Annotated in this window: 14 protein-coding genes; 3 read left to right on the forward strand and 11 right to left on the reverse strand. The window is 69.0% G+C overall.

Annotated elements, in window-relative coordinates:
* A complete protein-coding gene (locus QSK25_RS40965; RefSeq protein WP_285646656.1) occupies window positions 1-1,476 on the forward strand; it encodes an APC family permease in 1,476 nt (491 codons plus the stop codon).
* On the opposite strand, the gene QSK25_RS40970 is transcribed toward QSK25_RS40965, so the two are convergent.
* The 11 genes from QSK25_RS40970 to QSK25_RS41020 form a co-directional block, all read right to left on the reverse strand.
* Entirely contained in the window at window positions 1,456-3,003 is a 1,548-nt protein-coding gene (locus QSK25_RS40970) for a helix-turn-helix domain-containing protein (RefSeq protein ID WP_285646657.1), read from the reverse strand. The genes QSK25_RS40965 and QSK25_RS40970 overlap by 21 nt on opposite strands.
* The gene (locus QSK25_RS40975) at window positions 3,000-4,292 is read right to left on the reverse strand and encodes an MFS transporter (protein WP_285646658.1); all 1,293 of its coding nucleotides are present in this window, start codon (window positions 4,290-4,292) and stop codon (window positions 3,000-3,002) included. The genes QSK25_RS40970 and QSK25_RS40975 overlap by 4 nt, the downstream gene beginning before the upstream one ends.
* 10 nt (window positions 4,293-4,302) lie before the next feature.
* Complete coding sequence (locus tag QSK25_RS40980) at window positions 4,303-5,034, reverse strand: 3-hydroxybutyrate dehydrogenase (protein ID WP_285646659.1); 732 nt, start codon at window positions 5,032-5,034, stop codon at window positions 4,303-4,305.
* Window positions 5,035-5,324: 290 nt separating this feature from the next.
* Window positions 5,325-6,344 carry an LCP family protein gene (locus tag QSK25_RS40985; protein ID WP_285646660.1) on the reverse strand — a complete coding sequence of 340 codons (1,020 nt, stop codon included), beginning with the start codon at window positions 6,342-6,344 and terminating at the stop codon, window positions 5,325-5,327.
* A 76-nt stretch (window positions 6,345-6,420) separates the two neighbouring features.
* Window positions 6,421-6,807 (reverse strand): DUF3037 domain-containing protein, encoded by a 387-nt coding sequence (locus QSK25_RS40990; protein WP_285646661.1) that lies wholly within the window; start codon window positions 6,805-6,807, stop codon window positions 6,421-6,423.
* Window positions 6,791-7,570, reverse strand: coding sequence for a HipA family kinase (locus QSK25_RS40995; RefSeq protein WP_285646662.1), 780 nt, complete (start codon window positions 7,568-7,570; stop codon window positions 6,791-6,793). Before QSK25_RS40995 ends, QSK25_RS40990 begins: the two co-directional genes overlap by 17 nt.
* A gap of 10 nt (window positions 7,571-7,580) precedes the next feature.
* Entirely contained in the window at window positions 7,581-8,036 is a 456-nt protein-coding gene (locus QSK25_RS41000; RefSeq protein ID WP_285646664.1) for an SRPBCC family protein, read from the reverse strand.
* Window positions 8,033-8,335, reverse strand: a complete 303-nt coding sequence (locus QSK25_RS41005; protein WP_285646665.1) for an ArsR/SmtB family transcription factor — start codon at window positions 8,333-8,335, stop codon at window positions 8,033-8,035. Before QSK25_RS41005 ends, QSK25_RS41000 begins: the two co-directional genes overlap by 4 nt.
* A gap of 17 nt (window positions 8,336-8,352) precedes the next feature.
* Window positions 8,353-9,093: an SGNH/GDSL hydrolase family protein gene (locus QSK25_RS41010; protein WP_285646667.1), complete on the reverse strand. Its 741-nt coding sequence runs from the start codon at window positions 9,091-9,093 to the stop codon at window positions 8,353-8,355.
* Window positions 9,094-9,135: 42 nt separating this feature from the next.
* Window positions 9,136-10,191 (reverse strand): lactonase family protein, encoded by a 1,056-nt coding sequence (locus QSK25_RS41015; RefSeq protein WP_285646672.1) that lies wholly within the window; start codon window positions 10,189-10,191, stop codon window positions 9,136-9,138.
* 176 nt (window positions 10,192-10,367) lie between these two features.
* Window positions 10,368-11,198, reverse strand: coding sequence for a PPK2 family polyphosphate kinase (locus QSK25_RS41020; RefSeq protein ID WP_285646673.1), 831 nt, complete (start codon window positions 11,196-11,198; stop codon window positions 10,368-10,370).
* Window positions 11,199-11,338: 140 nt separating this feature from the next.
* On the opposite strand from QSK25_RS41020, the gene rocD reads away from it, so the two are divergent.
* A complete protein-coding gene (rocD, locus tag QSK25_RS41025; RefSeq protein ID WP_285646674.1) occupies window positions 11,339-12,583 on the forward strand; it encodes an ornithine--oxo-acid transaminase in 1,245 nt (414 codons plus the stop codon).
* 79 nt (window positions 12,584-12,662) lie between these two features.
* On the forward strand, window positions 12,663-14,042 hold the full coding sequence (locus QSK25_RS41030) for a DUF2252 domain-containing protein (RefSeq protein WP_285646675.1): 1,380 nt from the start codon (window positions 12,663-12,665) through the stop codon (window positions 14,040-14,042).
* The last annotated feature ends 22 nt before the right edge of the window (window positions 14,043-14,064 follow it).

The following is a 14,064-nucleotide window of genomic DNA, read 5'->3' on the forward strand; positions in this document are numbered from 1 at the left end:
TTGACAGCCACAGCGGAAGACAGGCTCAAGGATCTCGGCTACACCTCGGAGTTCAAGCGGGACATGAGTCCCTGGGCGAACTTCTCGCTGGGCTTCACCTACCTCTCCCCCGTGGTCAGCACGTACACGCTGTTCGGTGTCGCGCTGGCCCTCGGCGGTCCGCCGATGATCTGGAGCTTCGTCGTCGCGGGCGTCGGCCAGTTCCTGGTCGCGCTCGTGTTCGGCGAACTCGTGGCGCAGTACCCGGTGGCGGGCGGCGTGTACCCGTGGGCACGCCGTCTCTGGGGCAAGCGCTGGGCGTGGATGACCGGCTGGGTGTACATGCTCGCCCTGCTGGTCACCATCGCCTCCGTCAGCTACGGCGCGGGTCCCTATCTCGCGACACTGCTCGGGTACACGGCGAACGTCGGCAACACCGTGCTGTGCGCGATCGCGATCATCGCGGTGTCGACGCTCATCAACTACGCGGGCACCAAGGTGCTCAGCTGGGCCGCGATCTTCGGGTTCGCCGCGGAGATCATCGGCGCGCTGGTCGTCGGCATCTGGCTGCTCGTCGACAACCGCGTGCACGGCCTGGGCGTGCTGTTCGACAGCTTTGGCGCGGAGGGCTCCGGCAGCTACCTGCCGGCGTTCTTCGCGGCCGGCATCATCGGCCTCTACCAGTACTACGGCTTCGAGGCGTGCGGGGACACCGCGGAAGAGGTCAAGGACCCCGGCCGCGTCATCCCGAAGGCCATGCGCCGCACCATCTACATCGGCGGCGCGGCGGCCACGTTCGCGTGCCTGTCGCTGCTGCTGGCGGTGCCGGACTTCGGCAAGGTCATCTCCGGCGAGGACGCCGACCCGGTCACGAACATCCTGACGAACGCGTTCGGCCCGGTCGGCTACAAGATCGTGATCGGGGTCGTGCTGATCTCGTTCCTGTCCTGCACGATGTCGCTGCAGGCGGCCGCGTCCCGCCTGACCTACTCCTACGCCCGTGACAAGATGCTGTTCGGGCACAAGGCACTCGCGCGGTTCGACAAGAAGCGCCACATCCCGCCGTACGCGCTGGCGCTCGCGGGGATCATCCCGGCGGTGATCGTGGTCGCGTCGATGCTGTCCACCAACGCGCTGGACAAGATCGTGTCGTTCGCGACGCTCGGCATCTACCTGGGTTTCCAGATGGTGGTGTTCGCGGCGCTGCGGGCGAGGCTCAAGGGCTGGCAGCCGTCCGGCGAGTTCACGCTCGGCCGGTGGGGCCTGGTCGTCAACGTGCTGGCGCTCGCGTACGGCGTGGCGGCGATGGTGAACATGGTGTGGCCGCGCACCCCGGACGCACCCTGGTACGACAACTACATCGTGATCCTCAGCGGTGTGCTGGTCGTCGGCATCGGCCTGGTGTACATGCTGGTCGCCAAGCCGTTCGGCAACTCCGACGCGGCCGCCGGCGACGCGATCCCTCGAAGGGAAGCTTCAGCCCTGCAGGCGAAGTAGCCGCAACGCGAGCTGCACCTCCAGCACGCGGTCCGGCGACTGCCAGTCGCCGAGCAACGACGTGACCCGGTCGAGTCGTTGCGTGACCGTGTTGACGTGGAGGTGCAGCTCCGCCTTGGCCCGGCTCAGGTTCGCGCCGCAGCGGAAGTAGACCTCCAGCGTGTGCACGAGTTCCGTGCCGCGTTCGGTGTCGTAGTCGAGCACCGGCCCGAGCACCGACCGCACGTACCCGGACACGTCCGCGCGGTCGCCCAGCAGCACGCCGACGAACCCGAGATCGTCCATCGTCGCCGCGTCCTTCTCCCGCCCCAGCTGCCGCAACGCCTTCAGGCACCGCCGCGCCTCCTCGTAGGCCGCCGCGATCGCCACCGGCCCGGCCACGGGCCCGCAGGCCCCGACCGTCGCGTCCAGTGCCTTCGCGACCTCACGGGCCACGTGCGTCGACACCGACGGCAACGCCAGCACGACGTCCCGCCCGCGCGACCCGGCCAGTCCCCTGTGGACGGACGCGTAGTGCGTCGCCCCGGACAGGTTCCCGTCCGCCACCAGCACCACGTGCGGATCCGACAGCTCGACCCCCACCCGCCGGGCACGGGCGACCAGCCCGGTCGCGTCCCGCCCGTCCAGGATGTCCGTGATCAGCTCACCGCGGACCTTGTTCTCCGCCTCGGCCACGGTCCGCCGCAGCAGCAGCAACAACGCCGTCACCGCCGCCGACCGTTCGAACAACCGCCGGTCCGCGTCGTTCAGATCAGGACGGCCCGCCAGCGCGATCCCGCCCAGCAGCTCCGACCCCGCGAGCACCGCACACACCCACTCCTCGCCCAGCAGCACGGCCCGCCCGTTGGCCCGCACCGCGTTGGGCGGCACGGCGTCGAGCACCTCGACCGGCCCGCCGAGCAGCTCCCCCACCGCCGCCGCGACCTCCGCCGACGACCCGCCGCGCAGCACCAGGTCGGTCAGCCGGTCGTGCGCCTCCTCGGCCCGTTTCATGGCCTCGTTGTGCGACTGGATGGTCGCGAACAACGACGCCGTGTCGATCGCGATCGCCGCGTGGTCCGCGAGCGACTGCAACAGCGCCACTTCCTCGGCTGGGAACTCGCGCGTGGTCCGGTCCGCCGCGTACAGCACGCCGATGACCTTCGAGTCGAGCTTCAGCGGCACGCCCAGGATCGCGGTGAGGCCCTCGTCGTGCACGGCCGAGTCGATCGGGTTGGTGTGGTTGAACCGGGCGTCCGCGAAGTAGTCGGACGTCGCGTACGGGCGCGCGGTCTGCGCGACCAGCCCGCCGAGCCCTTCGCCGAGCCCGAGCCTGACCTTCTGGAACAACGGCGAGAACGACCCGTCCGTCACCCTCATGTAGGTGCCGGCCGGGTCGTTCATCGACAGGTACGAGACGTCCGTCCCGAGCAGCGTCCGGGCTCTGCGCACGATCGAGCGGAGCACCGCGTCCGGGTCTCGCATGCCCGCGAGCTCGGACGCGGTCTCGAACAACGCCGCCAGTTCGGCCTCACGCCGTCGTGTCACACCCCAACCCTGTCACGTTCCTCCAGATCCGCACCACGGGTCTCGCGCGCCAGCAGCACCGACACGAACGTGATCACGCAGGTGATCACCACGTACACCGCGATGGGGGCCGACGACCCGTAGGCCTGCAGCAACGCGGTCGCGATCAGCGGGGCGAGCGCACCGGCCGCGATCGAGGCGAGCTGGTAGCCGACCGACGCGCCCGAGTAGCGCACCCGCGTGCCGAACAGTTCCGAGAAGAACGCGGCCTGCGGACCGTACATCGCGCCGTGCAGCACCAGGCCGACGGTCGTGGCGAGGGTGATCAGCACGGGGTCCCTGGTGTCGAGCAGCGCGAAGAACACGAAGATCCACACCGCCATGCCGGCCGTCCCCAGCAGGTAGATCGGCTTGCGCCCGAACCTGTCGGAGAGATGGCCCCACACCGGGATCGTCACGAGGTGCACCGCCGAGGCGATGAGCACCGCGTTGAGCCCCACCGACTTCGACAGCCCGAGTCCCGTCACGACGTAGACGAGGATGAACGCCGTGATCACGTAGTAGGACACGTTCTCGGCGAACCGCGCGCCCATCGCGATCAGCACCTCGCGCCAGTTGTGCTTCAGCAGCTCCAGCGCGGGCGCCTTCTCCTGCACGGGCTCCTGGGCGCGCTTCTCCTGCGCGGCCAGGAAGATCGGCGACTCGGACACCGACAGCCGGATCCACAGGCCGATCACGACCAGCACGCCCGAGAGCAGGAACGGGATCCGCCAGCCCCACGCGAGGAAGTCGGCGTCCGACTGCACGGCCGCGAGCACCGCCAGCACACCCGTCGCGAGCAGGTTCCCGCACGGCACCCCGGCCTGCGGCCACGACGCCCAGAACCCGCGGCGCTTCGGGTCACCGTGCTCCGACACGATCAGCACGGCCCCGCCCCACTCGCCGCCCAGCGCGAAGCCCTGGACGAGCCGCAGGAACGTCAGCAGCAACGGTGCCAGCACGCCGACCGACGCGTACGTCGGCAGCACGCCCATCAGCATCGTCGCGCCACCCATCAGCAGCAACGACAGCACGAGCAACTTCTTGCGCCCCAGGCGATCCCCGTAGTGGCCGAAGACGAGGCCACCCAACGGCCGTGCCAGGAAACCGATCGCGTACGTGGTGAACGCGAGCAGCGTGCCGGTCAACGGGTCCGCGGTCGGGAAGAACAGCTTGTTGAACACCAGCGCGGCGGCAGACCCGTAGAGGAAGAAGTCGTACCACTCGACAGTTGTCCCGATGAGCGAGGCGCCTACCACTTTTTTGATCATCGACAACTCCTCATTGAGCTGACCAGCCGCCGTCGACGGCCACTGACGTTCCGGTGACAAAACTGTTGCCGCACAACCACAGCACGGCGTCGGCGACCTCGGAGGGTTCGATCAGCCGCTTCACCGCGCTGCGCTGCAGGAAGATCTGCTCGGTCACGTCCTCCGGCGCGATGCCGTGCACCTTCGCCTGGTCCGCGATCTGCTTCTCCACCAACGGCGTGCGCACGTACCCGGGCTGCACGCAGTTGGACGTGACGCCGTGCGGGGCGCCCTCGAGCGCGGCGACCTTGGAGAAGCCCTCCAGGCCGTGCTTCGCGGCGACGTAGGCGGACTTGAACGCGGACGCGCGGATGCCGTGGACGCTGGAGATGTGCACGAGCCGGCCCCAGCCGCGTTCGTACATGTGCGGGAGGACGTGCCGGGTGAGCCGGAACGCCGCGCCGAGCATGAGCTCGACCATCGCCGAGAAGCGCTCGGCGGGGAACTCGTGGATGGGCGCGACGTGCTGCACGCCGGCGTTGTTGACCAGGACGTCGATCTCGTCCGGCAACGCGGCGACGGACCCGGTCAGGTCGACGACGTGCCCGACACCACCCAGTTCCTCGGCCAGGGGGAGGACCTGGGGATCCCGGTCCACCAGGTGGACCTTGGCGCCGGAGGAGGCCAGTGCGCGGGCGCAGGCCAGGCCGATGCCGCTCGCGGCTCCGGTGACCAGCGCGCTGTGACCCGTGACACTCGACATGTCCGGAAACGGTAGGCGTCACCCGGCGTGATGGACATGTGGTGCCCTCACATAAAGGCAGGTCACCAGGTGGCTTTAGCCGACATTTAGCGTCTCAACCGCATATCTGGCGAACAGACGGGGTACAGGGGCGTAAGCTCCCGTCACCTGAACGGGGGAAGATCCGCAACTGAGGGGGACCCATGTCCACAACACCTATTTACGACGACCTCCTGCGCGAGCTCGAAGGCATCGCGCAGGAGGCCGGTTTGACCAGCTCGGAGCCCACTCCCGAGCCCGTCAAGCAGTGACTACCGCGGAGGAGCGATCAGCTCCGCGGGGACCGGCTGGTCCTTGCTGATCAGGTCGAAGAGCTGAGAAGCCTTCTCCTTGTTCCACTGCACGACCGAGCCCGCACCGGGCACCGTCGGCGTGCCGCCCACCGGCACCGTCCCGCTCGTCGCGTCGCTCATGTTCAGAGCCACGCTGAGCAGGTGCCAGATGTGGTCGTCCTCGTTGACGGAGACCGACCCGGACGCCGCGTTCATCAGCGGGATGGCGCGGAACGGGTTCGCGAGCGTCGCCGGGCTCTTCACCTTCTCGAAGAGCGCGTTGAGGAACTTGCGCTGGTTCTGCACGCGCTGCAGGTCTGCGGTCGCGAACGCACGGGTCCGCACGAACCCGAGCGCCTTCGGCCCGTCCAGTTCCTGGCAGCCCGCGGGCAGGTCGATGCCGGCCAGCGGGTCCTTGATCGGCTCGTCGATGCAGATGTCCACGCCACCGACCGCGTCGACCATGTCGGAGAACCCGCCGAAGCCGATCTCCATGTAGTGGTCGATCCGCACGCCGGTCGCACCCTCGACGGTCCGCACGAGCAGCTGCGGCCCGCCGAACGCGTACGCGGCGTTGACCTTGTTGCGGCCGTTGTCCGGGATCGTGACGTAGGAGTCACGCGGAATCGACAGCAGCACCGGCTTGGCCGCGCTGTTGTCCGGCAGGTGCAACATCATGATGGTGTCCGTGCGCCGACCGGCCGCGTCACCGGTGGCCAGCGCGTCCTTCTGCTCCTGCGAGAGACCCTCCCGCGCGTCCGAGCCGACGAGCAGCCAGGTCGTGCCCGGCGTCTCCTCGGGACGGCCCTCGTACTCCGGCAGCGCGTTGATCCTCGTCAGCGTCGAGTCCACGTAGAACCCGAACCCGACGGTGCCCAGAACCAGGACGAGCAGCAGCACCAGAATGACGCGTCCCGGACGCCTCTTCTTCTTCATCGGCCGCTGCGGCGGCATGGGACGCCGCGGCTGCTGGTAGCCGTGGTGATACCCAGCGCTCATGTGTCGCCAACCCCGATCGCTTCAGTTTCGCTTTGCAAGTGAGGACGTCGTTCGCCGCCTCAGGTTGCGAGGAAACCTACCGGGGCGGCAGCACCAACGCCTCGAAAAGGCGCGTGACCTCCGCCGACGGGTCGTCGGTCCAGCCCGTGTGCGCCGGTGACGTCTGCACGATCGTGCTCCGGGGCGCGGTGAGCCAGCGGAACCGCTGCCCGGCCGTGGTCCCGCTCACCGGACCGGCCTCGGCCGACCCGGCGCACGAGTTGGTCAGGTGCTTCAGGCTGCTCTCGAGCACCTCGACGTCGAGGTGCGGGTCCAGCACCCGCAGCCGCTCACCGTCCACATGGGTCTTGGCGCACAGGAAGTCCAGCGGCGCGCAGTAGACGATCACGCCGACGTTCATGAACTCGCCCCGCTCCTGCCGCGGTACCGCCCGCAGCAGCGCGTACTCAAACACGTGCGGCACGCGCGGCCTCCAGCGAGTCGACCCAGCCGCGGTTGTGCAGGCGATGGGTGAAGAAGTCCTTGTAGCGCTGCCGGAGTTCGGCTGGATCGCCTTCGAGCCACTCGTCCGGAACGAGCGCGAGCACCTCGTCGAGCAGTTCCGGGGTGATCTTCGCCGTCATCTCGGCGTCCACTTCGGACACCGACGTCGCGTTGGGCAGCATCGCGTGGTCCGAGGCGTCGTAGCGGAAATCCTTGGTAGCCGGGCGCTCTTCACTCCACGAGTAGTGGAAGTACAGCGCGGCGCCGTGGTCGATCAGCCACGGTTCGCGGTGCCACAGCAACATGTTCGGGTTGCGCCAGCTGCGGTCCACGTTCAGCACGAGGGCATCGAACCACAGCAGCCTCGTGGCGAGGTCGGCGCCGGGGTCGCGCACGACCGGGTTGAAGTCGAACGAGCCGGGCAGGTAGTCGAGGCCGAGGTTGAGGCCGCCGCTGGCGCGCAGGAGTTCCTGGACCTCCTGGTCGGGTTCCGCGCGGGCGAGTTCCCCGTCGAGGTGCACCAGGACGATCTCGGGTATCCGGAAGCCCAGCCGCCGCGCCAGTTCGCCGACGACGACCTCGGCGACCAGGACCTTCACGCCCTGCCCCGCGCCGCGGAACTTCACCACGTACATGCCGAGGTCATCGGCCTCGACCAGGCCCGGCATCGACCCGCCCTCGCGGAACGGGGTGACGTACCGGGTGGCCGTGACCTCCCTCAGAGAACTCCCTGCCACATTCACTGGCGCATGATCACACGAAGGCGCCCCGGAAGCCGAGCAGGATTCCGCCCCAGCCGCCCTCCCCGCCGACGCCGTCGCGGACCCGTTCCGGCTTGACGAAGTGCCGTTCGAAGTCGCGGTGCACCAGCTCAACGCGGGTGCCGTCACCCTCGGCGGTGAAGGTGATCTCCACTTCGGACGCCCGCGCGGGATCCGGGTCGTAATCCCAGTCACCGTCGAGGTGCCAGGCGAGCAGCAGCCGCGACGGTGGCTCCCAGGCCTTCACCCGGCCCCAGTCGCACTCGGCGCCGTTCTGGTCGACCTCGTACCAGCGGCCGCCCGCCCTCGGTTCGACGACGACGTCCTCCAACGCCGCGTCGCTGATGTGGTGCGCGGCCGGCCACCACGTCACGAACTTCTCCGTGAACACCTTGAAAGCGTGGTCGGCACCGGCGTTCACCAGCACGGACCTGCGGACCTCCGTCATGATTCCTCCACCACCGCAGCGAAGTTCGCGAGAGCCCGGCCCCACACGTCGTCGAGGTAGTCGCGCATCGCCGCGACCCCGGCGTGGTCGACGGAGTACCTCCGCCGGGTGCCCAGAGCCTCGACGCGGACCAGCCGCGCCTCCTTGAGCACCTTGAGGTGCTGGGACACGGCCGGCCGCGACACGGGCAGCACGGCGGCGATCTCCCCCACCGCCCGCGGCCCGGCCACGAGCAGCGTGAAGATCTCGCGGCGGGTCGGATCGCCGAGCGCCGCGAACGCCGTTTGGTAAGTCTCCACGAACGGTAAGTCTGAACTTACGCTTGGGTGGCTGTCAACGCCCGGAAGTACGCGGCCTGCCCGGCCCTGTTCGGGTGGTAGGAGTCCTTGGTGGGGCTGACCAGCGCGTTGATCCACGGGTCGGAGGCGCACACACCGTGGTCCGCAAACGCTTCCCTCACGTCGACGTACCGCGCCCCGGCCCGTGCGGCGGCCTGCGCGACCTGGTCCGAGAGCCGGTCGGCGGCCTCGTTGAGGGCCGCACGCTTGACGACCGACAACGTGCGGCAGTCGTCGTCGGGCGTGAACAGCCGCGGGTAGCCGACGACCACGAGCTGCGCGTGCGGCGCCGCTTCCTTGATCGTCGCGTAGGTGGCGTCGAGCCGGGCGGGCAGCTGGGAGCCGATGAAGTCGACGGCGGCGGCGACGCGTTTCGAGCACGCCGCGTCGCCGTTGAGCGTGCAGGTGGTCAGCACGTCGACGAACCCGAGGTCGTTGCCGCCGATGGTGATCGTGACCAACGTGGTGTTCGGGGTGAGCGCGCGGAACTGCGTCCGCAGCGACTTCGTCGTCGCCCCGCTGCACGCCACGAACCGGAAGGACGGGAACGCCGCGCCCCGCAACGCCGGGTAGGCGTTCGAGCTGCGCCGGCACGAGCCGTCCACATAGGAACCGGCGCCCGCACCGGACGCGTAGGAGTCGCCGAGTGCGACGTACTCCGGAGCGATCGGCGCGGGCGCCGTCAACGCGACTGCGAGTACTCCTGCCACAAGACCCATACAGCTCGGAGTACCACTGTGGACGGTGCTTCCAGAAGGTGCTTAACCCAGTCGGGTGGGCAGCACGCAGACCGGGATCGCGGTCTGCAGAGCCGTCCCGGACGGGGTGAGCCCGCCCGTGGCCTTGTCGACCTTGAACGACGTGACGTTGTTCGAGTTCTGGTTGGCCGCGAACAACAACGACCCGGTCGGGTCGAACGTGATGTGCCGCGGGTACTTGCCGCCGACCGCCGTCGTGCTGACCAGCGAGAGCCCGGACCCGGTCACCGCGAAGAGCGCGATGCTGTCGTGACCGCGGTTCGACAGGTACACGAACCTGCCGTCCGCGGACACCAGCACCTCGGCCGGGTAGTTCGTCGGGCTGCCCGACGGCACGGTCTTGAGCACCTGCCCCGGCGTGAGGATCCCGTTCGCGTACGAGCAGGTCACGATGGTCGAGTCGAGCTCGTTCGCCACGTACGCGGTCTTGCCGTCCGGCGCGAACGCGATGTGCCGCGGCCCGGCGCCCGGCTTCACCTTCGCCTGCGAGACCTGCACGAGCTTCCCGCCGGTGAACGAGTAGACGAACACCGAGTCGGCGCCGAGGTCGACGGCCGCCGCGTACCGGCCGGCCCGGTCGAACACGATGTGGTGCGCGTGCGGGCCTTCCTGGCGCTCCTTGTTCGGCCCGGACCCCTTGTGCTGCACCTTCTGCGTGCGCGCACCCAGGCTGCCGTCCGCGCCGACCGGGAACACGCTGAGCGAGCCGGACGAGTAGTCGGCCGTGATCAGGAACTTCCCGGACGGGTCGAGCGTGAGGTGGCACGGGTCCGCGCCACCGGTCGCCTGCTTGTTGATGACCTTGAGCGTGGCCGCGTCGATCGCGGTGACCTCGCCCTTGGTGTTCTCGTTGACGGCGTAGAGGAACCTGCCGTCGGCCGACTCGATCACGAACGACGGGTTCACCACGCCGCTGATCACGCCGGTCGTCTTCAGCTGCCCCGACACGGAGTCGTAGGTGCCGATGCCGATGCCCTTCGCGCCACCGCTCCACGTGGTGTAGGCGCCGAAGAACACTCTCCGGGTCGCAGCGGCCGCCTCAGCGGTTCCTCCGGTCATCAGCAGTCCAGCTCCTACGCCCATGGCTCCGAGAAAACGTCGCCGATCTACACCCACGGCTGCACACCTCCGGTCTGGCTCCTGCGGCGGCGGCACAGCCCACACTGGCCTAGACCACTACGGCCAGGCAATAGGTGCAATCAAGATTGCGTTCAGTGCAACGGGCGGTGCGGCGGCTACCGGAGCGGATCAGCGGAGATCAGGCGGGCCTTCTCCGCCTCGAGGTCGTAGGCGGGCGGCGGGAACTTCGGGTCCATCTCGCGCAGCGTCTCCAGCAGCAACCGGCTGATCGCCCAGTTCCGGTACCACTTCCGGTCCGACGGCACGGCGTACCAGGGCGTCTCGCGGCAGTTCCGCAACGCCTGCGTGTACGCGTCCTGGTACTTCGACCACTTCGACCGGACGTCGATGTCGGCCGGGTTGTACTTCCAGTTCTTCCTCGGGTCGTCCAGGCGCGCGAGCAGCCGTTCCTTCTGGACCTCGGGCGAGATGTGCAGGAAGCACTTGACCACCGTCGTGCCGGAGTCGGCGAGTTCCTTCTCGAACGCGTTGATCTCCTTGTAACGCCCGCGAATCTCGGCGGCCGTGAGCAGGCGTTCTACTTTGGGCACGAGGACGTCCTCGTAGTGGGAGCGGTCGAACGCCCCCAGCCGGCCCTTCTCCGGCAGGACCTTCCTGATGCGGGTGAGGAAGTGCTGGCGGCGTTCGGCGGCCGTGGGCTTCTTGAACGACGCGATCCGCACGCCCTGCGGGTTCACCAGGCCCATGACGTGCCTGACCACGCCGCCCTTGCCGGAGGTGTCCATGCCCTGCAGCACGAGCAGGACCGAGCGGGAATCCTCCGCGTAGAGCGCTTCCTGCAGGGCGTCCAGCTCGACCCCGGTGGCGGCGATGTCCTCGGCCGCCTCCTTCTTGTTCTTGGGACCGGTGGGCCGGCCCGCCGGGTCGAGAGTGGAGAGATCCACCTCTTCGAGTCGCAGGGCGTCACGAACCGACTTCTTAGCCATCCCCCGACCGTAGCGATTCACCGCCGAGTCCGCCCGCTGTGCAACAAACCGCCACGCTTTGGTGAATGTCTGCAACGAACTGAGGCAGTGCGCAATAGTTCACGGTCGAAATCGCTTGTTCAGGCCCCTAACCTGGGAGGATGACCGCCATCGCTGAGCACCACACCGCGGGGACCACTGATTTGGCTAGCGCTGACTACGTCGGACTCGACGAAGAGTGGAGCACGCACAACTACCACCCGCTTCCGGTGGTGATCTCACACGGCGAAGGTGCGTGGGTCACCGACGTCGAGGGGCGTCGCTACCTGGACTTCCTGTCCGGGTACTCCTCGCTCAACTTCGGCCACCGCCACCCCGCCCTGGTGGCCGCCGCCGTCGAGCAGCTCGGCCGCGTCACGCTGACGAGCCGCGCGTTCCACCACGACCAGTTCGGCCTCTTCTGCCGCGAGCTCGCCCAGCTCACCGGCACCGAGATGGTCCTCGCGATGAACTCCGGCGCCGAGGCCGTCGAGTCCGCGATCAAGGTCGCGCGCAAGTGGGCCTACCAGGTCAAGGGCGTGCCGGAGGGCACCGCCGAGATCATCGTCGCCGGATCCAACTTCCACGGCCGCACCACGACGATCGTGTCGTTCTCGACCGACGACACCGCCCGCAACGACTTCGGTCCGTTCACGCCGGGCTTCAAGGTCGTGAAGTACGGGGCGCTGGACGAGATCGAGTCCGCGATCTCCCCGCGCACCGCCGCCGTCCTCCTGGAGCCGATCCAGGGCGAGGCCGGCGTCGTCGTGCCGCCCGCCGGGTACCTCGCGGGCATCCGCCGCCTGTGCGACGAGAACGACGTGCTGATGATCGCCGACGAGATCCAGTCGGGCCTCGGGCGCACCGGTGAGCTGTTCGCGCTCGACCACGAGGGCGTGCGCGCCGACCTCTACACGCTGGGCAAGGCGCTGGGCGGTGGCATCCTGCCGGTGTCCGCGGTCGTCGGGTCCCGCGCGGTGCTGGGCGTGCTCAAGCCCGGCGAGCACGGGTCGACCTTCGGCGGCAACCCGCTCGCCTGCGCGGTCGGCCGCGCGGTCGTGCGGCTGCTCGCGACCGGCGAGTTCCAGGAGCGCTCGCGGGAGATGGGGGCTTACCTGCACGCGGAACTCGGCAAGCTGGTCGGCTCCGGCGTGGCCGAGGTGCGCGGGCGCGGGCTGTGGGCCGGTGTCGAGATCGCGCCGGGCGGACCCGTCGGCCGCACCGCCTCCGAGGCGCTGGCCGCCCGCGGGGTGCTGTGCAAGGAGACGCACGCGTCGACGTTGCGCGTCGCGCCGCCGCTGGTGATCACCCGCGACGAGATCGACCTCGGCGTGCGGGCGATCGCGGAGGTCGTTCGTCCCGTTTAGGGGGATTTTCCCTCGTGGCAAGGTCACAAATGCGGCGGACGGGCCACGTTGCCCGTCCGCCGCATGCATCATGGCTCGTATGGGTGAACGCGTGCGTGCTGAGGCCGCTGCCGCTTTGGGCAGATGGGTTGAGCCGGAAGAGGTCTACGCGGAGGGACGCGCGCTGCGGTCCTCAGTGGACTTCAAGGCGCACCGCGCGATGTCGCTCGCGTCCGGCCGCCCGTCCGTGCTGGAGTTCATGCGCGCCAGCAACGAGGGCCGGCTCGAGCACCTGATCCCGTTGCGGGTCGGGCGGATGCTCGAGAACCCGTTCGCGTTCTTCCGCGGCTCGGCGGGCCTGCAGGCGGGCGATCTGGCCGCCGGGTGCTCGACCGGACTTCACGCTCAGTTGTGCGGTGATGCACACGCAGCGAACTTCGGCCTCTACGGCACGCCCGAGGGCCAGATCGTCATGGACATCAACGACTTCGACGAGACGCTGCCCGGCCCGTGGGAGTGGGACCTCAAGCGCCTCGCCGCCTCGCTGGTACTGGCGGGCCGCGTCGGGGGCGTGTCGGACAAGGGCTGCCGCGACGCCGCCGAGGACGCCGTGCGCGCGTACCGGGGCGCGATCCGGCACCTCGCGGAGATCCCGTTCATGGACTCGTGGAGCGCGCTGGGCGACGAGTCGACGCTGTCGAAGGTCAAGGCTGACGACCTGATCAACGACTTCTCCAAGGCCGCCGAGAAGTCGCGCAAGAACACCAGCGCCCGGTTCGCCGCGAAGTGGACCGCGCACGACGGCGAGAAGTGGCGGTTCGTGACGAACCCGCCGACGTTCACCGAGGCCACTCCCCCGACCAAGGCGGCCGTGATCGCCGCGCTGCCGTCCTACGTGGACACCCTGCGCGAGTCGCGGACGAACCTGATCATGCGCTACGGCGTGTCGGACGTGGCGTTCCGCGTCGTCGGCACCGGCAGCGTCGGCCTGCGCAACTACCTGATCCTGTTGCACGGCAACGGCTCCGAGGCGTTGGTGCTGCAGGCCAAGGAAGCCCGGCCGTCGGCGTTGCAGCCGTTCCTCGACGTGCCGGCGTCCAAGCACGAGGGCAAGCGGATCGTGCACGGCGCGCGGCTCGTGCAGGCCGAGACGGACATCCTGCTGGGCTGGACGACGATCGAGGGCCGGCACTTCATCGTGCGGCAGTTCCGCAACCGCAAGGGCGAGATCGACGCGACGACCTTGAAGCGCGACGACCTCGACGACTACGGCCGGTTCGCGGGCGCGCTGCTGGCCCGTGCGCACACCCGTTCGCTCGACCCGCGGCTGCTCGCCGGGTACTTCCAGAACGGGGACGGCGACGACGTCGACGAGGCGTTCGCGAAGTACGCGTTCGACTACGCCGACCAGACCGAGGCCGACCACGACGACCTGACGAAGCTGGTCAAGAACGGGAAGCTGCCCGCGCACGTCGAATGACCGCCTCGGGGGCCGGTCGACA

Origin of the sequence: Lentzea sp. NBRC 102530 (assembly GCF_030269365.1) — a bacterium.
Lineage (GTDB): Bacteria > Actinomycetota > Actinomycetes > Mycobacteriales > Pseudonocardiaceae > Lentzea.

Coding starts and splice junctions, on each gene's coding strand:
- QSK25_RS40975 (WP_285646658.1), bottom strand. CDS start 4,292: ATGATCAAAAAAGTGGTAGGCGCCTCGCTCATCGGGACAACTGTCGAG.
- QSK25_RS40980 (WP_285646659.1), bottom strand. CDS start 5,034: ATGTCGAGTGTCACGGGTCACAGCGCGCTGGTCACCGGAGCCGCGAGC.
- QSK25_RS40985 (WP_285646660.1), bottom strand. CDS start 6,344: ATGAGCGCTGGGTATCACCACGGCTACCAGCAGCCGCGGCGTCCCATG.
- QSK25_RS41000 (WP_285646664.1), bottom strand. CDS start 8,036: ATGACGGAGGTCCGCAGGTCCGTGCTGGTGAACGCCGGTGCCGACCAC.
- QSK25_RS41010 (WP_285646667.1), bottom strand. CDS start 9,093: ATGGGTCTTGTGGCAGGAGTACTCGCAGTCGCGTTGACGGCGCCCGCG.
- QSK25_RS41015 (WP_285646672.1), bottom strand. CDS start 10,191: ATGACCGGAGGAACCGCTGAGGCGGCCGCTGCGACCCGGAGAGTGTTC.
- QSK25_RS41020 (WP_285646673.1), bottom strand. CDS start 11,198: ATGGCTAAGAAGTCGGTTCGTGACGCCCTGCGACTCGAAGAGGTGGAT.
- rocD (WP_285646674.1), top strand. CDS start 11,339: ATGACCGCCATCGCTGAGCACCACACCGCGGGGACCACTGATTTGGCT.
- QSK25_RS41030 (WP_285646675.1), top strand. CDS start 12,663: ATGGGTGAACGCGTGCGTGCTGAGGCCGCTGCCGCTTTGGGCAGATGG.